This window comes from Streptomyces sp. CMB-StM0423, from assembly GCF_002847285.1.
GTDB lineage: Bacteria > Actinomycetota > Actinomycetes > Streptomycetales > Streptomycetaceae > Streptomyces.
Genome location: NZ_CP025407.1, coordinates 3,180,705 through 3,201,155, shown reverse-complemented (window position 1 = coordinate 3,201,155; position 20,451 = coordinate 3,180,705). Strand labels below are relative to the sequence as shown.

At 67.9% G+C, this 20,451-nt stretch carries 28 protein-coding genes; 27 read left to right on the top strand and 1 reads right to left on the bottom strand.

Features of this window, described 5'->3' with window-relative positions; translation table 11 throughout:
• Window positions 1–7: 7 nt before the first annotated feature.
• The 7 genes from fusA to CXR04_RS34815 all read left to right on the top strand — a co-directional run bounded on the left by fusA (window position 8) and on the right by CXR04_RS34815 (window position 8,599).
• Window positions 8–2,128 carry an elongation factor G gene (gene fusA, locus CXR04_RS13640; protein ID WP_101422298.1) on the top strand — a complete coding sequence of 707 codons (2,121 nt, stop codon included), beginning with the start codon at window positions 8–10 and terminating at the stop codon, window positions 2,126–2,128.
• A gap of 198 nt (window positions 2,129–2,326) precedes the next feature.
• Window positions 2,327–3,520 (top strand): elongation factor Tu, encoded by a 1,194-nt coding sequence (gene tuf / locus CXR04_RS13635; protein ID WP_018834867.1) that lies wholly within the window; start codon window positions 2,327–2,329, stop codon window positions 3,518–3,520.
• Between the two features lie 262 nt (window positions 3,521–3,782).
• Window positions 3,783–4,439 carry a hypothetical protein gene (locus CXR04_RS13630; protein WP_101422296.1) on the top strand — a complete coding sequence of 219 codons (657 nt, stop codon included), beginning with the start codon at window positions 3,783–3,785 and terminating at the stop codon, window positions 4,437–4,439.
• A 32-nt stretch (window positions 4,440–4,471) separates the two neighbouring features.
• Window positions 4,472–5,509, top strand: coding sequence for a hypothetical protein (locus tag CXR04_RS13625; protein WP_101422294.1), 1,038 nt, complete (start codon window positions 4,472–4,474; stop codon window positions 5,507–5,509).
• Window positions 5,510–5,705: 196 nt separating this feature from the next.
• Window positions 5,706–6,305: a hypothetical protein gene (locus CXR04_RS13620; RefSeq protein ID WP_234380213.1), complete on the top strand. Its 600-nt coding sequence runs from the start codon at window positions 5,706–5,708 to the stop codon at window positions 6,303–6,305.
• A 721-nt stretch (window positions 6,306–7,026) separates the two neighbouring features.
• Window positions 7,027–7,746, top strand: a complete 720-nt coding sequence (locus CXR04_RS13615) for an endonuclease V (RefSeq protein ID WP_101422293.1) — start codon at window positions 7,027–7,029, stop codon at window positions 7,744–7,746.
• Between the two features lie 592 nt (window positions 7,747–8,338).
• Complete coding sequence (locus CXR04_RS34815; protein WP_159072312.1) at window positions 8,339–8,599, top strand: hypothetical protein; 261 nt, start codon at window positions 8,339–8,341, stop codon at window positions 8,597–8,599.
• Between the two features lie 75 nt (window positions 8,600–8,674).
• On the opposite strand, the gene CXR04_RS13605 is transcribed toward CXR04_RS34815, so the two are convergent.
• Window positions 8,675–9,310, bottom strand: a complete 636-nt coding sequence (locus tag CXR04_RS13605; protein WP_101422291.1) for a GAP family protein — start codon at window positions 9,308–9,310, stop codon at window positions 8,675–8,677.
• Window positions 9,311–9,727: 417 nt separating this feature from the next.
• Here CXR04_RS13605 and CXR04_RS13600 point away from each other — a divergent pair, with 417 nt between their 5' ends.
• From CXR04_RS13600 to rplR, 20 genes are all read left to right on the top strand, one after another.
• Window positions 9,728–10,597, top strand: a complete 870-nt coding sequence (locus tag CXR04_RS13600) for an LLM class flavin-dependent oxidoreductase (RefSeq protein WP_101422289.1) — start codon at window positions 9,728–9,730, stop codon at window positions 10,595–10,597.
• 187 nt (window positions 10,598–10,784) lie between these two features.
• Window positions 10,785–11,585, top strand: a complete 801-nt coding sequence (locus CXR04_RS13595) for a hypothetical protein (RefSeq protein WP_101422287.1) — start codon at window positions 10,785–10,787, stop codon at window positions 11,583–11,585.
• 443 nt (window positions 11,586–12,028) lie between these two features.
• Entirely contained in the window at window positions 12,029–12,337 is a 309-nt protein-coding gene (gene rpsJ, locus CXR04_RS13590) for a 30S ribosomal protein S10 (protein ID WP_003948644.1), read from the top strand.
• Between the two features lie 14 nt (window positions 12,338–12,351).
• Window positions 12,352–12,996, top strand: coding sequence for a 50S ribosomal protein L3 (gene rplC / locus CXR04_RS13585; RefSeq protein ID WP_101422285.1), 645 nt, complete (start codon window positions 12,352–12,354; stop codon window positions 12,994–12,996).
• 4 nt (window positions 12,997–13,000) lie between these two features.
• Window positions 13,001–13,684, top strand: a complete 684-nt coding sequence (rplD, locus tag CXR04_RS13580; protein WP_101422283.1) for a 50S ribosomal protein L4 — start codon at window positions 13,001–13,003, stop codon at window positions 13,682–13,684.
• Window positions 13,684–14,052, top strand: a complete 369-nt coding sequence (gene rplW / locus CXR04_RS13575; RefSeq protein WP_101422281.1) for a 50S ribosomal protein L23 — start codon at window positions 13,684–13,686, stop codon at window positions 14,050–14,052. The genes rplD and rplW overlap by 1 nt, the downstream gene beginning before the upstream one ends.
• A gap of 43 nt (window positions 14,053–14,095) precedes the next feature.
• Complete coding sequence (rplB, locus tag CXR04_RS13570) at window positions 14,096–14,932, top strand: 50S ribosomal protein L2 (RefSeq protein ID WP_101422280.1); 837 nt, start codon at window positions 14,096–14,098, stop codon at window positions 14,930–14,932.
• Between the two features lie 17 nt (window positions 14,933–14,949).
• On the top strand, window positions 14,950–15,231 hold the full coding sequence (gene rpsS / locus CXR04_RS13565; protein WP_101422278.1) for a 30S ribosomal protein S19: 282 nt from the start codon (window positions 14,950–14,952) through the stop codon (window positions 15,229–15,231).
• Window positions 15,232–15,274: 43 nt separating this feature from the next.
• Entirely contained in the window at window positions 15,275–15,622 is a 348-nt protein-coding gene (rplV, locus tag CXR04_RS13560) for a 50S ribosomal protein L22 (protein ID WP_018834843.1), read from the top strand.
• On the top strand, window positions 15,622–16,485 hold the full coding sequence (gene rpsC, locus CXR04_RS13555; RefSeq protein ID WP_101422276.1) for a 30S ribosomal protein S3: 864 nt from the start codon (window positions 15,622–15,624) through the stop codon (window positions 16,483–16,485). Before rplV ends, rpsC begins: the two co-directional genes overlap by 1 nt.
• Window positions 16,486–16,488: 3 nt before the next feature.
• Entirely contained in the window at window positions 16,489–16,908 is a 420-nt protein-coding gene (rplP, locus tag CXR04_RS13550; protein WP_027754754.1) for a 50S ribosomal protein L16, read from the top strand.
• The gene (gene rpmC, locus CXR04_RS13545) at window positions 16,908–17,135 is read left to right on the top strand and encodes a 50S ribosomal protein L29 (protein WP_101422274.1); all 228 of its coding nucleotides are present in this window, start codon (window positions 16,908–16,910) and stop codon (window positions 17,133–17,135) included. Before rplP ends, rpmC begins: the two co-directional genes overlap by 1 nt.
• Window positions 17,132–17,419, top strand: coding sequence for a 30S ribosomal protein S17 (rpsQ, locus tag CXR04_RS13540; RefSeq protein ID WP_101422272.1), 288 nt, complete (start codon window positions 17,132–17,134; stop codon window positions 17,417–17,419). Before rpmC ends, rpsQ begins: the two co-directional genes overlap by 4 nt.
• 99 nt (window positions 17,420–17,518) lie before the next feature.
• Entirely contained in the window at window positions 17,519–17,887 is a 369-nt protein-coding gene (gene rplN, locus CXR04_RS13535) for a 50S ribosomal protein L14 (RefSeq protein WP_018834838.1), read from the top strand.
• A gap of 3 nt (window positions 17,888–17,890) precedes the next feature.
• Window positions 17,891–18,214 (top strand): 50S ribosomal protein L24, encoded by a 324-nt coding sequence (gene rplX / locus CXR04_RS13530; RefSeq protein WP_027754750.1) that lies wholly within the window; start codon window positions 17,891–17,893, stop codon window positions 18,212–18,214.
• A complete protein-coding gene (gene rplE / locus CXR04_RS13525) occupies window positions 18,214–18,774 on the top strand; it encodes a 50S ribosomal protein L5 (protein ID WP_018834836.1) in 561 nt (186 codons plus the stop codon). Before rplX ends, rplE begins: the two co-directional genes overlap by 1 nt.
• 3 nt (window positions 18,775–18,777) lie before the next feature.
• Entirely contained in the window at window positions 18,778–18,963 is a 186-nt protein-coding gene (locus tag CXR04_RS13520; protein ID WP_018834835.1) for a type Z 30S ribosomal protein S14, read from the top strand.
• A 129-nt stretch (window positions 18,964–19,092) separates the two neighbouring features.
• On the top strand, window positions 19,093–19,491 hold the full coding sequence (gene rpsH, locus CXR04_RS13510; RefSeq protein WP_018834834.1) for a 30S ribosomal protein S8: 399 nt from the start codon (window positions 19,093–19,095) through the stop codon (window positions 19,489–19,491).
• A 23-nt stretch (window positions 19,492–19,514) separates the two neighbouring features.
• Complete coding sequence (rplF, locus tag CXR04_RS13505) at window positions 19,515–20,054, top strand: 50S ribosomal protein L6 (protein WP_101422270.1); 540 nt, start codon at window positions 19,515–19,517, stop codon at window positions 20,052–20,054.
• A gap of 3 nt (window positions 20,055–20,057) precedes the next feature.
• Window positions 20,058–20,441, top strand: a complete 384-nt coding sequence (rplR, locus tag CXR04_RS13500) for a 50S ribosomal protein L18 (protein WP_101422268.1) — start codon at window positions 20,058–20,060, stop codon at window positions 20,439–20,441.
• Window positions 20,442–20,451 lie beyond the last annotated feature (10 nt).

Genomic DNA, 20,451 nt, shown 5'->3' with positions numbered 1-20,451 from the left:
AGCCAACATGGCCACCACTTCACTTGACCTGGCCAAGGTCCGCAACATCGGGATCATGGCGCACATCGACGCGGGCAAGACGACGACCACCGAGCGGATCCTGTACTACACCGGTGTCTCGTACAAGATCGGTGAGGTCCACGACGGCGCAGCCACGATGGACTGGATGGCGCAGGAGCAGGAGCGCGGCATCACGATCACGTCCGCCGCGACGACCTGCCACTGGCCGCTCGATGACGTCGACCACACCATCAACATCATCGACACCCCGGGCCACGTCGACTTCACCGTCGAGGTGGAGCGCTCGCTGCGCGTGCTCGACGGTGCGGTGACGGTGTTCGACGGTGTGGCCGGTGTCGAGCCGCAGTCCGAGACCGTGTGGCGCCAGGCCGACCGGTACGGCGTCCCGCGTATCTGCTTCGTGAACAAGCTGGACCGCACGGGTGCCGAGTTCCACCGCTGCGTCGACATGATCACCGACCGGCTGGGCGCGACCCCGCTGGTGATGCAGCTCCCGATCGGTACCGAGGCCGACTTCAAGGGCGTCGTCGACCTGGTCCGGATGAAGGCGTTCGTCTGGTCGCCCGAGGCCAAGCTCGGCGAGGCGTACGACGTCGTCGAGATCCCGGAGACGCACCTTGAGGCGGCCGACGAGTGGCGGGGCAAGCTGCTCGAAGCCGTCGCCGAGAACGACGAGGAGATGATGGAGCTGTACCTGGAGGGCGAGGAGCCCACCGAGGAGCAGCTCCACGCGGCCGTGCGCCGTATCACCATCAACTCCGGCAAAGGCGAGGGCACCACCGTCACCCCGGTGTTCTGCGGCACCGCGTTCAAGAACAAGGGCGTACAGCCCCTGCTGGACGCGATCGTGCGGTACCTGCCGTCGCCGCTGGACGTCGAGGCCATCGAGGGCCACGCCGTGGGCAACCCCGACGAGGTCATCGTCCGCCGGCCCTCGGAGGAGGAGCCGCTCTCCGCGCTCGCCTTCAAGATCGCCAGCGACCCGCACCTGGGCAAGCTGACCTTCATTCGGGTCTACTCGGGCCGGCTGAACTCCGGCTCGCAGGTGCAGAACTCGGTCAAGGGCCGCAAGGAGCGCATCGGCAAGATCTACCGGATGCACGCCAACAAGCGCGAAGAGATCGACTCGGTGGGTGCCGGCGACATCGTCGCCGTCATGGGTCTGAAGCAGACCACCACCGGCGAGACCCTGAGCGACCCGGCGAATCCGGTCATCCTGGAGTCCATGGACTTCCCGGCCCCGGTGATCGAGGTCGCCATCGAGCCGAAGTCCAAGGGCGACCAGGAGAAGCTGGGTGTCGCGATCCAGCGCCTCGCCGAGGAAGACCCTTCGTTCCGGGTCAAGACGGACGAGGAGACCGGCCAGACCATCATCTCGGGCATGGGCGAGCTGCACTTGGACGTGCTGGTCGACCGCATGAAGCGCGAGTTCAAGGTCGAGGCGAACGTCGGTAAGCCGCAGGTGGCCTACCGCGAGACGGTGCGCCGGCCGGTCGCGAAGCACGAGTACACGCACAAGAAGCAGACCGGCGGCTCCGGCCAGTTCGCGCGCGTCATCATCGCGCTCGAACCGCTGGAGGGCGACGGCTACGAGTTCGTCAACGAGGTCACCGGCGGCCGTATCCCCAAGGAGTACATCCCCTCGGTGGACGCGGGCAGCCAGGAGGCCATGGAATTCGGCATCCTCGCCGGATACCCGCTGACGGGCGTGCGTGTGCGCCTGCTGGACGGTGCCTACCACGAGGTGGACTCGTCCGAGATGGCCTTCAAGATCGCCGGCTCGATGGCCTTCAAGGAGGCCGCCCGCAAGGCCGCTCCGGTCCTGCTGGAGCCGATGATGAAGGTCGAGGTCACGACGCCCGAGGACTACATGGGCGACGTGATCGGCGACATCAACTCGCGCCGTGGACAGATCCAGTCCATGGAGGACCGGAGTGGTGCCAAGCTGGTCACCGGTCTGGTCCCGCTGTCGGAGATGTTCGGCTACGTCGGCGACTTGCGCAGCAAGACGTCCGGCCGGGCGAGCTACTCCATGCAGTTCGACTCCTACGCCGAGGTTCCCAAGAACGTCGCCGAGGAGATCATCGCGAAGGCCAAGGGCGAGTGAAGCCGTAGGCTGTAGCAAACGGCATACGGGTCATACCGCCGCAGATCCCCCGGGAGCTGTGGCGGGTGCCCCGGCCGCCGACCACAGGCGGACAGGTCAAGGGCATCCCCCTAGGGGTCCTGACCGGTTCGGAACGACCACCTGAACCCCTCCGTAGAAGGCGGGGGGCGTACAGCACCAGTCCACAGGAGGACCCCAGTGGCGAAGGCGAAGTTCGAGCGGACTAAGCCGCACGTCAACATCGGCACCATCGGTCACATCGACCACGGCAAGACCACTCTTACCGCGGCGATCACCAAGGTGCTGCACGACGCTTACCCGGACCTGAACGAGGCTTCGGCCTTCGACCAGATCGACAAGGCTCCGGAAGAGAAGCAGCGCGGTATCACGATCTCCATCGCGCACGTCGAATACCAGACCGAGTCGCGGCACTACGCGCACGTCGACTGCCCCGGTCACGCGGACTACATCAAGAACATGATCACCGGTGCCGCCCAGATGGACGGCGCGATCCTCGTGGTCGCCGCTACCGATGGTCCGATGCCGCAGACCAAGGAGCACGTGCTGCTCGCCCGCCAGGTCGGCGTGCCGTACATCGTCGTCGCGCTGAACAAGGCCGACATGGTGGACGACGAGGAGATCATGGAGCTCGTCGAGCTCGAGGTCCGTGAGCTGCTCTCCGAGTACGAGTTCCCGGGCGACGACGTCCCGGTCGTCAAGGTCTCCGCGCTGAAGGCGCTGGAGGGCGACGCCGAGTGGGGCAAGACCGTCCTCGACCTGATGAAGGCCGTCGACGAGTCCATCCCGGAGCCGGTCCGTGAGATCGACAAGCCGTTCCTGATGCCGATCGAGGACGTGTTCACGATCACCGGTCGTGGCACCGTCGTCACCGGCCGCATCGAGCGTGGCATCCTCAAGGTGAACGAGGAAGTCGCGATCATCGGCATCAAGGAAGAGACGACCAAGACCACGGTCACGGGCATCGAGATGTTCCGCAAGCTGCTGGACGAGGGCCAGGCCGGTGAGAACGTCGGTCTCCTCCTCCGCGGTATCAAGCGCGAGGACGTCGAGCGCGGCCAGGTCATCATCAAGCCGGGCACCGTCACCCCGCACACCGAGTTCGAGGCGACGGCGTACATCCTGTCGAAGGACGAGGGCGGTCGGCACACCCCGTTCTTCAACAACTACCGCCCGCAGTTCTACTTCCGCACCACCGACGTGACCGGCGTCGTGCACCTCCCCGAGGGCACGGAGATGGTCATGCCGGGCGACAACACCGACATGAAGGTGGAGCTGATCCAGCCCATCGCCATGGAGGAGGGCCTGAAGTTCGCCATCCGCGAGGGTGGCCGGACGGTGGGCGCCGGCCAGGTCACGAAGATCCTCAAGTGACCTGACGGTACTGCTTGTCAGGGGCCCCGGCCCGCCTTGCGGCGGACCGGGGCCTTTGGCGTGGGCGGGGGTGGAGTATGCCTGTTCAGGCAAGTTGCCTTGGAGGGAGGGGCAATGGAATTCCAATTGCCTGATGAGGGCGGTGTGAAATGCGTCAACGCGCGGAGTTATCCACAGCCCCGAAAGCGGGGGTGGTGAACGCTGCGGGGACTCCTATAGCGTCGGCTTCCCAACGTATCGTCACCGTAACCGGGAGTTGATCGTGTCCCCCCGCGCCCTTTCCGCTGCCGCCCTGGCGGCCACCGCCGCCCTGAGCCTGCTGCTGACCGCCTGCGGCAGCGACGAGGAGGACGGCGACACCAAGCCGGACGACAAGATCCAGGGCGCGGACAAGCCGGAGCAGTCCCCGTCACCGAGCGCGGAGGAGGAGGCGGCGGGCAGACCGGAGATCAAGCTGCCGAAGGACGTCACGTACGAGTTCGAGTGGGCGAAGACCGGCGACCCGGAGAAGGACGCCGTGCTGCGGGACACCGAGGAGCGCATAAAGGCGTTGGACATGGCCATCGCCGACCAGGACCCGAACCACCCGGCGTACCGCTTCTACTACGAGGGGATGGCCGCGGTTGGGGCGGAGGAGACGATTCAGCGTTTCGTTGATCACAAGGCGCGTACGACGGGCACCAACCGCTACTACGCAGAGCAGCTCTCGCTGGAGGAAGACGGCACTGCGAACCTGATCTACTGCGAGGACCAGTCGAAGGCTTTCAACAAGTTCCTGGACACCGGGAAAGTTGACAGGACGCCTGCGACCGCGGACAGCTACGTCGTCTACAACACCAAACTCCGCAAGGGCGAGGAAGGAACCTGGGTTACCGAGGAACTCATCTCCGAAAGGGGGGCGGCCCAGTGTCAGCCGTGAAGTTAGCCTGCCGACTCCTGTGTGCCGTGACGTTGGCATTAGGAGTGGTACTTGCCGGCGGAGTCCCAGCCCACGCAGACAAGGACTTCGAGGGGCGGAACGAGGGCGACGGGGGAGAACACGCCGACGGCGGTGCCGAAGGGCAGAACCTGAACGCTGAGGCCGGCGGGGTGGTGTTCGATGACTCGGAGAACGGGGGCGGGGGTGGGGGTGGCTCCCCGGGAGCTGGGGCGTTGGAGCCTTTGGGGGACTGGGTGCCGCCGCCCTGTTGGTACGCACCGCTCTATACGCCCAAGCAACTGAAGAAAGAGATGGAGCACATCTGGTCCCTGGAGTCCACCGGCTATGAGTGGGACGCCGAGCAGCGCGCGAAGTACTCCAAGGGCGGTGACAAGCCCGGCACCTACGAGGACTTCAACATGGCGAAGTCCGACGACGGCTACTGGTGGGACGGCTACGTGCCGGACGGCGGCGAGGGTGTCCCCGGCGCGTTGGACTGTGACGACGGGCCGTTCTGGCTGGACAAGGGTGATCCGCCGCCGGCGGAGTACCAGAACGCCGTGACGCCGCAGATCCTCTCCGAGATCGCGTACAACCGTATCCGGGTGCCGGATACGGAGATCAACCTCAAGCCCGATGCCGAGAACGCACAGAAGGTGAACCTTCCCACCTGGGCCTGGCTGGACGCCGCCACCTTCGAACCCGTCTCGGTCACCGCCCGGGTACCGGTGCTCGGGATATGGGCCAGAACCACCGCCACCCCGGTGTCCCTCACCCTCGAACCCGGCACCGGCGACGCCGAGTTGCACCCGTCCTCGGGCACCTGCCCCATCAATGACGACGGCTCCATCGGCACCCCGTACACCGCCGGGTCGGCGGAGGAGACCCCGCCGTGCGGGCTGACGTACCTGCGGGCCACGCCGGACGGCGAGACCTACCCGCTCCGGGCGACGATCACCTGGTCCATCGAATGGACAGGCTCGGGCGACACGGGCGACGACCTTCCCGACGGCTCCTTCGGCACGACCACCGAGGTGGAAGTCGACGAGATCCAGTCCATCGTCCGCTGACGCCCTCAGCCTCAACCTGGGCCGGCCGACTGCGGAGTTGGGCTGTCCGATGGGCAACGTGCCTCGGGTGGCCCGGGAAGCTCGACGTCTCCTGCCCGGAGCGGCCGGCGCCGGCCGTAGGACGTCTGGTCATCGAAACCGGGAGTTGATCGTGTTTCCCCGCGCCGTTCCTGTCACCGCCGTAGCGGCTGCCGCGTTGAGCCTGCTGCTGGCCGGCTGCAGTGGTGACGACGACACTTCGCCGAGTGGCAAGAGCCAGGGGCTCGGCACAGTGGAGTTGTCGCCGTCGCTGAGCCTCTCGGATGAGGCGGCGGCCGGACCGGAGATCAGGTTGCCCGCGGATCTCAAGGTGACATTCGACCCGGAGGAGACGGGTGATCCCGTCAAAGACGCCGTCCTGCGCGGCAACGCCGAGCGCATGAAAGCAGTGTTCGCCGCCATCGTCGGCCAGGACCCGAATGACGACGCCCTCAGCTACTACAACATCGGTCGGGCACGAGCCGAGACGTCCGACTGGGTCGGGGAATTCAAGGAAGAGAAGCTCACCGTGACAGGAGACGTCCATTATCTCGACCGGAAGGTGACACTGAACGAGGACGGAGCGGCAACGCTCACGTTCTGTGCCGACGAGAGCGAGGGCTTCAGCAAGAGTCTTGAGACCGGGAAGGTGTATGTCACGCCGGTCACAGAGAACAGCTACGTCTACTACCGCGCCGAGTTGCAGAAGAGCGAGCACGGCGTCTGGCGGACTGCCGACATCTCCTCCGAAAGGGGTGCGGCCGAGTGCCAGCCGTGACGCGCGCCTTCGTAGTCCGTGCCGGCCCCGAACGAACGGCCGATGTTCCTTCGTGATCCTCCGGGGGCTCGCTGGAGCCTGTCTGCTCGGGCAGGGAACCGATCTCGAAAGGTGGAATGGAATTCCGAAGGGCTGGTGAGAACGGTGCTCCGTGTGGTCGTCGTCAACGGCCTCGATTGTGGGGTGGTGCGTGCCGTTGGGGCTCCTATAACGTCGAGTCTCCTTGCGCATCGTCGCTCGACCCGGGAGTTGGTGGAACCGTGCCAGCCGTGAGGTGTTTGCGAGAGATTCTGGCCGCGTTGTTCGTGGTGGGAATCTTGGTCGCATTGCCATTCCCCGCGTCCGCGGCCGAGCCGTCTGCCACCCGGGTCACCCGCGTTCCCGCCACCGGCGCCGCGGCCGAGCGGCAGGCGCTGCGGGACGAGGCGGGGGCGCTTGCTTCCCTTCCCGCGGCCACCTGTCCGGCCCGGGCGGCGGGGAGGGCGACCGGGCGGTGCGGGGGGCGGCGGGGGCGTTCGCGGAATGGGGCGCGTTGTGCGGTGCCGGGCCGGGTGGGGCGGCAGAGGTGCCGCGGGGGCGGTTCGGGGGTGATCTCCGGTCAGGGAAGGGCGGGTACCGTGGCCCGTTCGGGGTGGTCGTCCACGTCCCTGAGGACCAGGCCCGGCAGGTGCGACTCCGGCCGGTGACCGCGCGACCGCCGGAGAGTTGCAAAGGGGTTCGCGTGGAACTGGCCGGCGGGCTTCGCCATCCTCGGACCGTCGAGGAGGCGGTGGCGGAGCAGGAGCGGTTGCGGGGGCTCGTACGGGTCGAGTCGGCGCACGACGTAGCGCAATGGCGCACGGCCGCCGGGGTCGATGTGGCGTACGACGACGAGTCGGGGGCGTGTGCGGCGGCGGTCGTCGTGCTGGATGTGGCGAGTCTGGACGTCGTCGATTCGGTGACCGCTGTTTCGCGCATCGAGTTCCCGTATGTCTCCGGCCTGCTGGCCTTTCGGGAGATTCCCGCGGTTGCTGAGGCGCTGCGCAAACTCGGTGATCCTCCCGATGTGTTCGTGTGCGACGGCTACGGCATCGCTCATCCCCGTCGCGTCGGTCTGGCGAGTCACCTGGGGGTGCTGACGGGGATTCCGTCGTTCGGAGTGGCGAAGAATCCGCTGTATTTCCGGTGCGAGGTGCCGGGAGCCGAGCGGGGTTCGTCGACGCCGCTTCTGGACGGTACGGAGACGGTGGGGTGCGCCCTTCGTACGCAGGCCGGGGTGAAACCCGTGTACGTGTCCGCCGGCCACCTGATCGGCGTGGACGACGCCTGTGCGCTCACGCTCAGGCTGGCGGGGCGGTATCGGCTTCCCGAGACGACGCGGGCCGCGGACAGGCTCTGCCGCCAGGCGCTGGATACGGCGCTCGGCGAGCGGCAGACCCCCCGCGGCGCAGCCGGCTCCTGACCGCAGCCCACGACCGCCCCGTCCCGTCCCGCACGGCGGGCGGCCTCAGCGGACGCCCGTGCGGGCCCGGTTGAAGCTCGCGCGGTACGCCGTGGGCGTGACGCGGTGCGGCGGACGGGGGCGGCGTACGTCATGCTCGGCAACCTCTACGCGTACGGGCCGGTCGCCGGACGATCACGCCGGACCTCCCGCTGGCCGCGACCGGCCCCAAGGGCCGCGCCAGGGCCGGGGTCTGGGAGGAGGCCGCGGCGGAGGCGGCGGCCTCGGGGGCACGGGTGACGAAGGTGCGGGCGGGGCAGTTCTACGGCGCCGGGGCGTACTCGTTGTTCAGCCTCATGGTAGTGGCCCAGGCGGTTGCCAATCTGTACAACTTTTCGCAGGGACTCCGGTTCGCAGGTACCGTCCACGCCGGGTTTTGCCTGCATCAGCACGGAGGGCAGATGAGCCTGGGCCCGCTCATCGTGGCCGCTCGGCGCACGGGTTATGGCGCACCCGGTACCGCGGTGGCGGGAATGGTGTCCGCTTTCGGGCGGAGTGAGCGTGGTTCGCGAGTGCGGGGAAAGCCGTTCGACCTGCCGTGTGGAAGGCTGCTGTGTTTGCCAGTGAGTTTCCGTACGTCATCCCGAAGGGTGATGTGCCGCAGGGGGCACAGGTATCCATCGTGATGCGGCAGTTGCAGGCGTTCATTCCGCTACCGCGAGAAGCGGGCGACGGCCAAGAAGCGGTGGCTGTCGTCACGATGCTGACTCCGGCCCATGCGCACTGGGACCTGTACGCCGGGCATGCAGTAGAGGTGCTTCGCAGTCTGGAATTTGATGAACCCCGTACCCGGGAAGATCGGTGTGAGTGCTGACGAGGCCGGCTTCCACGCCGCGGCGGTCGTTCCGCGCTCCCTGCGGCGCCGGGTTCGAGACCGTCTGCCGCCCGGCTAGCCCTTGATGAGGCCGTTGATCGCGATCGCGGCGAAGAACACCAGGACGATCTCGCTGATCACCCAGGAGTGGGAGTTCATCCAGTCGCGGATCTTCGGCAGGACGACCTCGGCCCGTCTCCCGAGGAACACGACGCACAGCGCGGGCATCGCCAGGAGCAGCAGGGTCAGCGCCACAAAGGGAAGGCACTGCCACCAGGGGTCGCCGCTGCGTTCGACGTGGAAACCGGCCGCGACCGAGCTTGCGATGTCCGTCGGGAAGACGCCCATGAGGGCGAGGCCCATCTGAAGGGCGAACCTCGGCTCCGCCGCCTGCAACTTGCCCATCCACTTCGGCGGCTGGGACCTTTCGCGGGTGAGGTAAACGCGCACGATCAGGAACAGCATCAGCACGAGCACGATCCCGTCGATGCTGCGGTCGAAGGCCGCCTTGTGGCCGCTCGCCGAGTTGTTGACGCCTTTGGCGACGAAGTAGGCGACCGTGACCGTCGTGGTGACGGAGATCGCGGCGCCGAGGACATAAGCAAGGGAATTCGCAGCCCAGCGCCCGCTCGTCGCCAGGAAGAACGAGGTGACGATCTGTGGTCCCGCGATCATGACGAAAGCCAGCGGAAGGGTTTCGCTGAAGCTCACGGCAATCGCCCTCTCCTCGGGAGCACGAAAATCTCGCCGAGAACCTACCACCGGCGACGGCTCAGGCCCGGCTGACTCGATTGCGCCCGGCATTGATGTCATTTTCTGAAGGGCGTCGCGCACCTTTCGCGGGCCGCGACCTGGCCGCGACCTGTCCGCGTCCGGCCTGCGGGATGGGCGGCATGGCCGATGGATTCGGATACGAACTCTCCCGGCCTCGCATGGGCGGGCACGCCACGCGGCTCGTCTTCGTGCGGGACGACAGCGAGCAGGCTCGCCGACGGGCCGAGTAGTCCTCTGAGGCACTACCGCGCGCACGGACGACGGGCCTCATCGATCTACGCCGCCGGTCCGTCGTACGGCCGATGCGTAGGGAAGGTCATTGCCGCCGCGCCGTACGCTGCGCATCCTGCGGGGATGCGCTTCTCCGTCAACATCCCGAACTTCGGTGATTTCGCCGCCCCCCGCAACGTCGCCACCGTCGCGGCAGCCGCCGAACAGGCCGGCTGGGACGGGCTCTTCGTCTGGGACCACGTCCTGCACCGACGCCATCTGGGCCGCCCCTTCGGCGACCCCTGGATGCTGCTGACCGCGGCCGCGCTGGCGACCTCCCGGCTCCGGCTGGGTCCCCTGCTCACTCCCGTCCCCCGTTACCTCCCGCAGCAACTCGCCCGCCAGGTCGCCACCCTCGACCAGCTCAGCGGCGGGCGCGTGATCTTCGGCGCCGGCCTGGGCGGTCCCATCGAGGACGAGTACCGCAGCTTCGGCGACACCGCCGAGCCGCGGGTGCTCGGCGAGCGCCTGGACGAGGGCCTGGACCTGCTCCAGCGCTTCTGGTCCGGCGAGCCCGTGACCCACCACGGCCGGCACTTCCACGCCCAGGATGTGACCCTTCTGCCCGCAACTGTCCAGCAGCCCCGTCCGCCGGTGTGGATCGGCGGCTTCTGGCCCCGCCGCCCTCCCATGCGGCGGGCAGCGCGGTGGGACGGTGCGGTGCCGTTGTTCGAGTCGGCCCGCCACGGATACGTACCGGATCTGGCCGAGGTACGGGATCTCTTCGCGTACGTACGCGAACAGCGCGCGGCGGCCGGGGCCGAAGGGCCCTTCGAGTACGTACTCGGTGGTGCCACGCCGCCGGACGGGGCCAGGGCCAAGGACATCGTCGGCCCCCTGCGGGACGAGGGAGCCACGTGGTGGGACGAGCGCCAGGTCCAGACCGGCCCCGATCTGGACAGTCTGTCCGCGGTGCTGCGCCGGGTGGAGGCGGGTCCGCCGGTGGTCGAGTAGCGGGTTGAGCGTGTGCCGAGGACGTGAGGGGGGTCGCCGGGAGTACGGGGAGGAGCGCCGGGACATGCGTGTTCGCGTGCGGGGCTCCTTGCTTCTGTGCTCGGCTCCCCGCTCCCGGCACCCCGTGGCTACGTACCGCTCGCCGGTGGATACTGCACGTAAGTGTCCATTCGAGGGGGGAACACACATGGCACGTGCAGAGATCCCCGGGAATCCCGACCGCGAGCGGGCCCGGCTGGTGCCCCGGCAGGTGCCCGGCCGGGCCCCGCGGGAGTTACCCGTCCGCGACGGTCTCCCCCTCCCCGCCCGGCGGCGCGGGGAGGAAGCCGCCGCCCGGATCCACCCGCCCGGCGAGCTCCCCCTCGAAGACGTCCCCACCCGCGAGGAGTGCTGGGACATCCTCGGGCCCGACGTACGGGCGCGGCTCCAGGCCAAGGCCGGCACCATCCTGGAGTGGTGGGCCCGCCTCGACCGCACCGGCCGGCCCCGCGCCGTCGTCCTCGGGCCCAACGGGCTGTGCAAGGCCAAGCCCATCACCCGGCACGGCAGGCACGCCCACGTCGTCGAGCGGCTCCAGTTCGAGCCCCGCGCCCTGCGCCGCCAGGCGTTCGACACCCGTACGCCCCCGGCGCCGCCCCCCGGCGCCCCCGCCGCCCGCGGCGCCGGCCACCTCCCCACCGTCGATCTCGGGCTCGACGCCGAGACCACCGCTGTCCTCGGGAACTTTCCCCCCGCCGTACAGGACTTCCTCCAGCGCCCCTTCCTGCACGGCGACTCCCGCGGTGTCGTCTCCGACTGGGACTACCAGGAGGAGACAGAGTTCACCCACCGGCACCTCTCGGTGCTCCTCGTCCTGTCCGCCGACCGCAACGTGACCTTCGCCTCCGGCATCCGCGTCCTGCCCCGGGGGCGCTCCCCGCAGGACGCATACTGGGAAGTCGAGTGCTACCACGCGCCGGTACGCGCCCGGGGCCCGATCGGTACGTAGAAGCGCCCTGGGCGCAGGTACGCGCCCGGTCCCTGGGCGGTCGCCGGGGCCGTGTGGTATTTGGGCCGATTGGCGCGAGCCGAGCGCCGTATGGCACACTAACCGGGTTGCTCGGCTGAGCGTCGATGCTGCGCGCCTCCCGCCGGGAGGACCGGAAGCGAGTCCCACGTATTCGTCGCCCCTCATCAGGGGCGGAAGTACGGGAATCTTCCGGGAAGCGTCAGCGCGGTGCAGGCCAGGGCACTTGGTGGGATCTTCCCCCCTCTTCCTGCAAGGAAAACTCCTGCGGACCGCGGACCTCCGTGGACGTCCGTAGGAGACATGCTTTCGCGGGAGAAATGCGGGGAGGGTTGCGACACGCCCGACCGCGTGGGTCGGGGAACGGGTACGCAGCGAGACCGCCGGGCGCCGGAGCGCTACGAGAACAGGACTGCTGAGAAGCCATGGCGGGACAGAAGATCCGCATCCGGCTCAAGGCCTACGACCACGAGGTCATCGACTCCTCGGCGAAGAAGATCGTCGAGACGGTGACCCGCACTGGTGCGTCGGTCGCGGGCCCGGTGCCGCTGCCCACTGAGAAGAACGTGTACTGCGTCATCAAGTCGCCGCACAAGTACAAGGACTCGCGCGAGCACTTCGAGATGCGCACCCACAAGCGTCTGATCGACATCCTCGACCCGACCCCCAAGACCGTTGACTCGCTGATGCGCCTGGACCTCCCGGCCGGCGTCGACATCGAGATCAAGCTCTGAGAGGTCGCGAAGAGATGGCTAAGCAGATCAAGGGTGTCCTGGGCGAGAAGCTCGGCATGACCCAGGTCTGGGACGAGAACAACCGGATCGTCCCCGTGACCGTGGTCAAGGCCGGCCCCTGTGTCGTCACCCAGGTCCACACCGCAGACTCCGACGGCTACGACGCCGTCCAGATCGCCTTCGGCGAGATCGACCCGCGCAAGGTGAACAAGCCCCTCAAGGGCCACTTCGCCAAGGCCGACGTCACTCCCCGCCGCCACCTGGTGGAGATCCGCACCGCGGATGCCTCCGAGTACACCCTCGGCCAGGAGGTGACCGCCGAGACCTTCGAGGCCGGCGTGAAGGTAGACGTGACCGGCAAGAGCAAGGGCAAGGGCTTCGCCGGTGTCATGAAGCGCCACGGCTTCGCCGGCGGCAAGGCCAGCCACGGCGCCCACCGCGTGCACCGCAAGCCGGGCTCCATCGGTGGCTGCGCCACCCCGGGCCGCGTGTTCAAGGGCATGCGGATGGCCGGCCGGATGGGCAACCAGCGGGTCACCACCCAGAACCTGACCGTCCACGCCGTTGACGCGGAGAAGGGACTGCTGCTCATCAAGGGCGCCGTCCCCGGTCCGAACGGCGGCCTCGTCCTGGTCCGTAGCGCGGCCAAGGGGGCCTGAGGTAATGAGCACCGTTGACATCCTTTCGCCGGCGGGCGAGAAGGCCGGGACCGTCGAGCTCCCCGCGGAGATCTTCGACGCGCAGGTCAGCATTCCGCTGATCCACCAGGTCGTCACCGCCCAGTTGGCCGCGGCCCGGCAGGGCACGCACAAAGTGAAGACCCGCGGCGAGGTCCGCGGCGGCGGCAAGAAGCCGTACCGCCAGAAGGGCACCGGCCGCGCCCGCCAGGGCTCGATCCGCGCCCCGCAGTTCGCGGGCGGCGGCATCGTGCACGGCCCCGTGCCGCGCGACTACTCGCAGCGGACCCCGAAGAAGATGAAGGCCGCCGCACTGCGCGGCGCTCTCTCGGACCGGGCGCGCCTCGGCCGGATCCACGTCGTCACCGGCGTGGTCGACGGCGAGGTATCGACCAAGGCCGCCAAGACCCTCCTCGGCAAGGTCAGCGAGCGCAAGAACGTGCTGCTGGTCATCGAGCGGGACGACGACCTGGCGCTGCTGTCCGCCCGGAACCTGCCCGACGTGCACATCCTGGACGCCGGTCAGCTCAACACGTACGACGTGCTCGTCTCCGACGACGTGGTCTTCACGCAGGCCGCCTTCGAGCGGTTCGTGGCCGGCCCCGTCAAGGGCGGCAAGGCCGTGGCCGACGAGGTCGAGCTCCAGAAGGCTGAAGGGAGCGACGCCTGATGGTCGACATGGACAAGACCGAGGCCGAGGCCGCGGACGAGACGGCGACGGAGTTCACCGTCACCAGCAAGACCTATGACGACCCGCGCGACGTGCTGCTGAAGCCCGTCGTCTCGGAGAAGAGCTACGCGCTGCTCGACGAGAACAAGTACACGTTCATCGTCGACCCGCGGGCGAACAAGACCCAGATCCGGCAGGCCGTGGAGAAGGTCTTCCAGGTCAAGGTCATCGGGGTCAACACGATCAACCGCCAGGGCAAGCGCAAGCGCACCCGCACCGGCTACGGCAAGCGCGCCGACACCAAGCGCGCCATCGTGACCGTCGCCGAGGGCGAGCGCATCGACATCTTCGGCGGCCCGGTCTCCTGACGGGGACCGACAGGGCTGTCCGTTACGGACGAGGACTGAAGAAATGGGTATCCGCAAGTACAAGCCGACGACTCCTGGCCGTCGTGGCGCCAGCGTCGCCGACTTCGTCGAGGTAACGCGGTCCACGCCGGAGAAGTCGCTGGTCCGCCCGCTGCACAGCAAGGGCGGCCGAAACAATTCCGGTCGTGTGACCGTCCGCCACCAGGGCGGTGGCCACAAGCGTGCCTTCCGCGTGATCGACTTCCGTCGGCACGACAAGGACGGTGTCCCTGCCCGGGTCGCGCATATCGAGTACGACCCGAACCGCACCGCGCGCATCGCGCTGCTGCACTACGCCGACGGCGAGAAGCGCTACATCCTCGCGCCGGCCGGCCTGAAGCAGGGCGACCGGATCGAGAACGGCGCCGGCGCGGACATCAAGCCGGGCAACGCGATGCCGCTGCGCAACATCCCGGTCGGTACCGTCATCCACGCCATCGAGCTGAAGCCCGGGGGCGGCGCGAAGTTCGCCCGCTCCGCCGGTGCGCACGTGCAGCTCCTGGCGAAGGAGGGCCGCATGGCCCACCTGCGGATGCCGTCCGGCGAGATCCGGCTGGTCGACATCCGCTGCCGCGCCACGGTCGGCGAGGTCGGCAACGCCGAGCAGTCGAACATCAACTGGGGCAAGGCCGGCCGCATGCGCTGGAAGGGCGTGCGCCCGACCGTCCGCGGTGTCGTGATGAACCCGATCGACCACCCGCACGGCGGTGGCGAGGGCAGGACCTCCGGTGGTCGCCACCCGGTCTCGCCCTGGGGCCAGAAGGAAGGTCGTACGCGCTCACCGAAGAAGGCGAGCAGCAAGTACATCGTCCGCCGCCGCAAGACGAACAAGAAGCGCTAGGAGCGGGTGGAGTAGAGATGCCGCGCAGTCTGAAGAAGGGGCCCTTCGTCGACGACCACCTCATCAAGAAGGTGGACACGCAGAACGAAGCAGGCACCAAGAACGTCATCAAGACCTGGTCCCGCCGCTCGATGATCATCCCCACCATGCTGGGGCACACGATCGCGGTGCACGACGGCAAGAAGCACGTCCCGGTGTTCGTCACCGAGTCGATGGTCGGGCACAAGCTCGGCGAGTTCGCGCCTACCCGCACCTTCAAGGGCCACGTCAAGGACGACCGCAAGTCGCGTCGTCGCTGACCTGCGGAGTGCGAAGACCATGACTCACACCGAAGGGACAACCATGGAAGCCAGGGCCTCCGCGCGCTATGTGCGCGTCACGCCCATGAAGGCCCGCCGTGTGGTGGACCTCATCCGTGGCATGAATGCCACGGAGGCTCAGGCGGTCCTGCGTTTCGCCCCGCAGGCCGCGAGCTTGCCCGTCGGCAAGGTGCTGGACAGCGCCATCGCCAACGCGGCGCACAACTACGACCACACCGACGTCGACAGCCTCTTCGTCAAGGAGGCGTACGTCGACGAGGGCCCGACCTGGAAGCGGTTCCGGCCCCGCGCGCAGGGCCGGGCGTACCGGATCCGCAAGCGCACCAGCCACATCACGCTGGTCGTCGGCAGCAAGGAAGGGACCCGGTAATGGGCCAGAAGGTAAACCCGCACGGGTTCCGGCTTGGCATCACCACCGACTTCAAGTCGCGCTGGTATGCCGACAAGCTGTACAAGGACTACATCAAGGAAGACGTCGCCATCCGCCGGATGATGACGCAGGGCATGGAGCGCGCCGGCATCTCCAAGGTGGAGATCGAGCGCACCCGTGACCGCGTCCGCGTCGACATCCACACCGCCCGGCCGGGCATCGTCATCGGCCGCCGCGGCGCGGAGGCCGACCGGATCCGCGGCGACCTGGAGAAGCTCACCGGCAAGCAGGTGCAGCTCAACATCCTTGAGGTCAAGAACCCCGAGACCGACGCGCAGCTCGTGGCCCAGGCCGTCGCCGAGCAGCTCTCCTCGCGTGTCTCCTTCCGCCGGGCCATGCGCAAGAGCATGCAGTCCTCGATGAAGGCGGGCGCCAAGGGCATCAAGATCCAGTGCGGCGGGCGGCTCGGCGGCGCCGAGATGTCCCGCTCGGAGTTCTACCGCGAGGGCCGTGTGCCCCTGCACACCCTGCGCGCCAACGTCGACTACGGCTTCTTCGAGGCCCGTACGACCTTCGGCCGCATCGGTGTGAAGGTCTGGATCTACAAGGGCGACGTGAAGAACATCGCCGAGGTCCGCGCCGAGAACGCCGCGGCCCGCGCCGGCAACCGCCCGTCCCGCGGTGGCGGTGGCGGTGGCGGCGGTGGCGACCGTCCGCGTCGCGGCGGTGAGCGCGGTGGCCGCGGCCGTCGTCCGCAGCGCGAGCAGCAGCAGCAGGCTCCGGCTGCCGAGGCCCCCCGGGCCGAGGCCGCCGGCACCGCCGCAGCCGCTCCCGCTGCCGAAAGCACCGGAACGGAGGGCTGACCCATGCTCATCCCTCGCAGGGTGAAGCACCGTAAGCAGCACCACCCGAAGCGCCGCGGCCTCGCCAAGGGCGGCACCGAGCTGGCGTTCGGCGACTACGGCATCCAGGCCGCCACGGCCGCGTACGTCACCAACCGGCAGATCGAGGCCGCGCGTATCGCCATGACGCGGCACATCAAGCGTGGCGGCAAGGTGTGGATCAACATCTACCCGGACCGTCCGCTGACGAAGAAGCCCGCCGAGACCCGCATGGGCTCCGGCAAGGGCTCGCCGGAGTGGTGGGTTGCGAACGTCAAGCCCGGGCGCGTGATGTTCGAGCTGTCGTACCCGAACGAGAAGACCGCTCGTGAGGCGCTGACCCGTGCGGCTCACAAGCTTCCGATGAAGTGCCGGATCGTCCGGCGCGAGGGTGGTGAGTCGTGATGGCCGCCGGTACCAAGGCGACCGAGCTGCGTGAGCTCTCCAAGGATGACCTCGTGGAGAAGCTCCGCGAGGCCAAGGAAGAGCTGTTCAACCTCCGCTTCCAGGCGGCGACCGGACAGCTTGAGAACCACGGCCGGCTGAAGGCCGTCCGCAAGGACATCGCCCGGATCTACACCCTGATGCGCGAGCGCGAGCTCGGCATCGACACGGTGGAGAGCGCCTCATGAGCGAGACGAATGTGACCGAAGAGACCAAGACCGAACGCGGCTTCCGCAAGACCCGTGAGGGTCTCGTCGTCAGCGACAAGATGGACAAGACCGTCGTCGTCGCCGTCGAGGACCGCGTCAAGCACGCGCTGTACGGCAAGGTCATCCGCCGTACGAACAAGCTCAAGGCGCACGACGAGCAGAACGCCTGCGGCGTCGGCGACCGCGTCCTCCTCATGGAGACCCGGCCGCTGTCGGCGACCAAGCGCTGGCGCGTCGTCGAGATCCTCGAGAAGGCCAAGTAAGTATTCCTGGGGGGAGCCCCCAGGACGGTTCCGCCAGGCTCGGCGGGTCCCTCGTAACACGGGTCCCGCCGGGAACCGGCAGACGATCAGGAGATAGACGTGATCCAGCAGGAGTCGCGACTCAAGGTCGCCGACAACACGGGTGCAAAGGAGATTCTTTGCATCCGTGTGCTCGGCGGATCGGGCCGCCGCTACGCGGGTATCGGTGACGTGGTCGTCGCCACCGTCAAGGATGCGATCCCGGGTGGCAACGTCAAGAAGGGCGACGTCGTCAAGGCGGTCGTCGTGCGCACCGTCAAGGAGCGCCGCCGGCCGGACGGTTCGTACATCCGCTTCGACGAGAACGCCGCCGTCATCCTCAAGGCTGACGGTGACCCCCGCGGCACCCGTATCTTCGGCCCGGTCGGCCGTGAGCTGCGCGAGAAGAGGTTCATGAAGATCATCTCGCTCGCGCCGGAGGTGCTGTAGCACATGAAGATCAAGAAGGGCGACCTGGTTCAGGTCATCACCGGCAAGGACAGGGGCAAGCAGGGCAAGGTCATCGCGGCCTTCCCGCGCGAGGACCGCGTCCTGGTCGAGGGTGTCAACCGGGTCAAGAAGCACACCAAGGCCGGCCAGACGGCCCGCGGGTCCAAGACCGGCGGGATCATCACGACCGAGGCCCCGATTCACGTCAGCAACGTTCAGTTGGTGGTGGAGAAGGACGGCCAGAAGGTCGTGACCCGGGTCGGCTACCGCTTCGACGACGAGGGCAACAAGATCCGCGTTGCCAAGCGGACGGGTGAGGACATCTGATGACTGCCACCACCACCGTCCCGCGCCTCAAGCAGCGCTACCGGGACGAGATCCAGGCCAAGCTGAAGGACGAGTTCTCGTACGAGAACGTCATGCAGATCCCCGGCCTGACCAAGATCGTGGTCAACATGGGCGTGGGCGATGCCGCCCGCGACTCCAAGCTGATCGAGGGTGCCATCAAGGACCTCGCCACGATCACCGGCCAGAAGCCGTCCGTGACCAAGGCCCGGAAGTCCATCGCGCAGTTCAAGCTGCGCGAGGGCATGCCGATCGGCGCCCACGTCACGCTCCGCGGCGACCGGATGTGGGAGTTCCTCGACCGGCTGCTGTCGCTCGCGCTGCCGCGCATCCGCGACTTCCGCGGCCTGTCGCCGAAGCAGTTCGACGGCCGGGGCAACTACACCTTCGGTCTCACGGAGCAGGTCATGTTCCACGAGATCGACCCTGACAAGATCGACCGGGTCCGGGGCATGGACATCACCGTGGTCACCACGGCGAGCAACGACGACGAGGGCCGCGCCCTGCTTCGTCTCCTCGGCTTCCCGTTCAAGGAGGCATGAGCCGTGGCAAAGAAGGCCCTGATCGCGAAGGCCGGCCGTAAGCCGAAGTTCAAGGTGCGCGGTTACACGCGCTGCCAGCGCTGCGGCCGTCCGCACTCCGTGTACCGCAAGTTCGGCCTGTGCCGCGTGTGCCTGCGTGAGATGGCGCACCGGGGCGAGCTGCCGGGCGTGACCAAGAGCTCCTGGTGATCCGCCGGATCACCGGGACGCTTTGACCGACTACTACGCCGTAGGTCCCCGCACCACACCCGTCCTCGTACCGAGGGAGAGGGACGGTGCAGACAGGAAACCGCGGCGAGAGAGGCCGAAGGCCATCACATGACCATGACCGATCCGATCGCAGACATGCTGACCCGTCTGCGGAACGCGAACTCGGCGTACCACGACACCGTGACGATGCCGCACAGCAAGATCAAGACGCACATCGCGGAGATCCTCCAGCAGGAGGGCTACATCAGCGGCTGGAAGACCGAGGAGGCCCGGGTGGGCCAGAGCCTCGTCCTGGAGCTGAAGTACGGCCCGAACCGCGAGCGCTCGATCGCGGGCATCAAGCGGATCTCGAAGCCGGGTCTGCGGGTCTACGCAAAGTCCACCAACCTGCCGAAGGTGCTCGGCGGCCTGGGCGTGGCGATCATCTCCACTTCCCACGGGCTGCTCACCGACAAGCAGGCAGGCAAGAAGGGCGTGGGCGGGGAAGTCCTCGCCTACGTCTGGTAACGGAAGGGAACGGAGGTAAAGCCATGTCGCGTATTGGCAAGCTGCCCATCCAGGTTCCCGCCGGCGTGGACGTCACCATCGATGGCCGTACGGTCAACGTGAAGGGCCCCAAGGGCTCCCTCTCGCACACCGTCGTCGCGCCCATCGACGTCGCCCGTGGCGACGACGACACGATCGTCGTCAGCCGCCCGAACGACGAGCGCAAGAGCCGGGCGCTGCACGGCCTGTCGCGCACCCTGGTGGCGAACATGGTCACCGGTGTGACCCAGGGCTACGTGAAGAAGCTGGAGATCAGCGGGGTCGGCTACCGCGTCCAGGCGAAGGGCTCCAACCTGGAGTTCGCGCTGGGCTACAGCCACCCGATCCTCATCGAGGCCCCCGAGGGCATCACCTTCAAGGTCGAGAACCCGACGCACTTCAGCGTCGAGGGCATCGACAAGCAGAAGGTCGGCGAGGTCGCTGCGAAGATCCGCAAGCTCCGCAAGCCCGACCCGTACAAGGCCAAGGGCGTCAAGTACGAGGGCGAGTACATCCAGCGCAAGGTCGGAAAGGCGGGTAAGTAAGCCATGGCATACGGTGTGAAGATCGCCAAGGGCAGTGCCCGCAAGGCGGCCGCCGTCAAGCGCCGGCACATCCGCGTGCGGAAGAAGATCTCCGGTACGCCGGACCGTCCGCGCCTGGTCGTGACCCGCTCGAACCGCCACATGATCGCCCAGGTTGTCGACGACATCGCCGGCCACACGGTGGCCTCGGCCTCCTCGATGGACACGTCCATCCGGGGCGCCGAGAGCGACAAGACGGCGCAGGCCAAGCAGGTCGGCGCGCTGGTCGCCGAGCGTGCGCGGGCCGCCGGAGTCGAGGCCGTGGTGTTCGACCGCGGTGGCAACAAGTACGCCGGGCGCATTGCCGCCCTGGCCGACGCCGCCCGCGATGCCGGGCTGAAGTTCTGAGAGAGGAAGA

Excerpts from the sequence above, each read along its gene's own strand:
- fusA (WP_101422298.1), top strand. The coding sequence starts at position 8 with ATGGCCACCACTTCACTTGACCTGGCCAAGGTCCGCAACATCGGGATC.
- CXR04_RS13600 (WP_101422289.1), top strand. The coding sequence starts at position 9,728 with ATGCGCTTCTCCGTCAACATCCCGAACTTCGGTGATTTCGCCGCCCCC.
- CXR04_RS13595 (WP_101422287.1), top strand. The coding sequence starts at position 10,785 with ATGGCACGTGCAGAGATCCCCGGGAATCCCGACCGCGAGCGGGCCCGG.
- rpsJ (WP_003948644.1), top strand. The coding sequence starts at position 12,029 with ATGGCGGGACAGAAGATCCGCATCCGGCTCAAGGCCTACGACCACGAG.
- rplC (WP_101422285.1), top strand. The coding sequence starts at position 12,352 with ATGGCTAAGCAGATCAAGGGTGTCCTGGGCGAGAAGCTCGGCATGACC.
- rplD (WP_101422283.1), top strand. The coding sequence starts at position 13,001 with ATGAGCACCGTTGACATCCTTTCGCCGGCGGGCGAGAAGGCCGGGACC.
- rplW (WP_101422281.1), top strand. The coding sequence starts at position 13,684 with ATGGTCGACATGGACAAGACCGAGGCCGAGGCCGCGGACGAGACGGCG.
- rplB (WP_101422280.1), top strand. The coding sequence starts at position 14,096 with ATGGGTATCCGCAAGTACAAGCCGACGACTCCTGGCCGTCGTGGCGCC.
- rpsS (WP_101422278.1), top strand. The coding sequence starts at position 14,950 with ATGCCGCGCAGTCTGAAGAAGGGGCCCTTCGTCGACGACCACCTCATC.
- rplV (WP_018834843.1), top strand. The coding sequence starts at position 15,275 with ATGGAAGCCAGGGCCTCCGCGCGCTATGTGCGCGTCACGCCCATGAAG.
- rpsC (WP_101422276.1), top strand. The coding sequence starts at position 15,622 with ATGGGCCAGAAGGTAAACCCGCACGGGTTCCGGCTTGGCATCACCACC.
- rplP (WP_027754754.1), top strand. The coding sequence starts at position 16,489 with ATGCTCATCCCTCGCAGGGTGAAGCACCGTAAGCAGCACCACCCGAAG.
- rpmC (WP_101422274.1), top strand. The coding sequence starts at position 16,908 with ATGGCCGCCGGTACCAAGGCGACCGAGCTGCGTGAGCTCTCCAAGGAT.
- rpsQ (WP_101422272.1), top strand. The coding sequence starts at position 17,132 with ATGAGCGAGACGAATGTGACCGAAGAGACCAAGACCGAACGCGGCTTC.
- rplX (WP_027754750.1), top strand. The coding sequence starts at position 17,891 with ATGAAGATCAAGAAGGGCGACCTGGTTCAGGTCATCACCGGCAAGGAC.
- rplE (WP_018834836.1), top strand. The coding sequence starts at position 18,214 with ATGACTGCCACCACCACCGTCCCGCGCCTCAAGCAGCGCTACCGGGAC.
- rpsH (WP_018834834.1), top strand. The coding sequence starts at position 19,093 with ATGACCATGACCGATCCGATCGCAGACATGCTGACCCGTCTGCGGAAC.
- rplF (WP_101422270.1), top strand. The coding sequence starts at position 19,515 with ATGTCGCGTATTGGCAAGCTGCCCATCCAGGTTCCCGCCGGCGTGGAC.
- rplR (WP_101422268.1), top strand. The coding sequence starts at position 20,058 with ATGGCATACGGTGTGAAGATCGCCAAGGGCAGTGCCCGCAAGGCGGCC.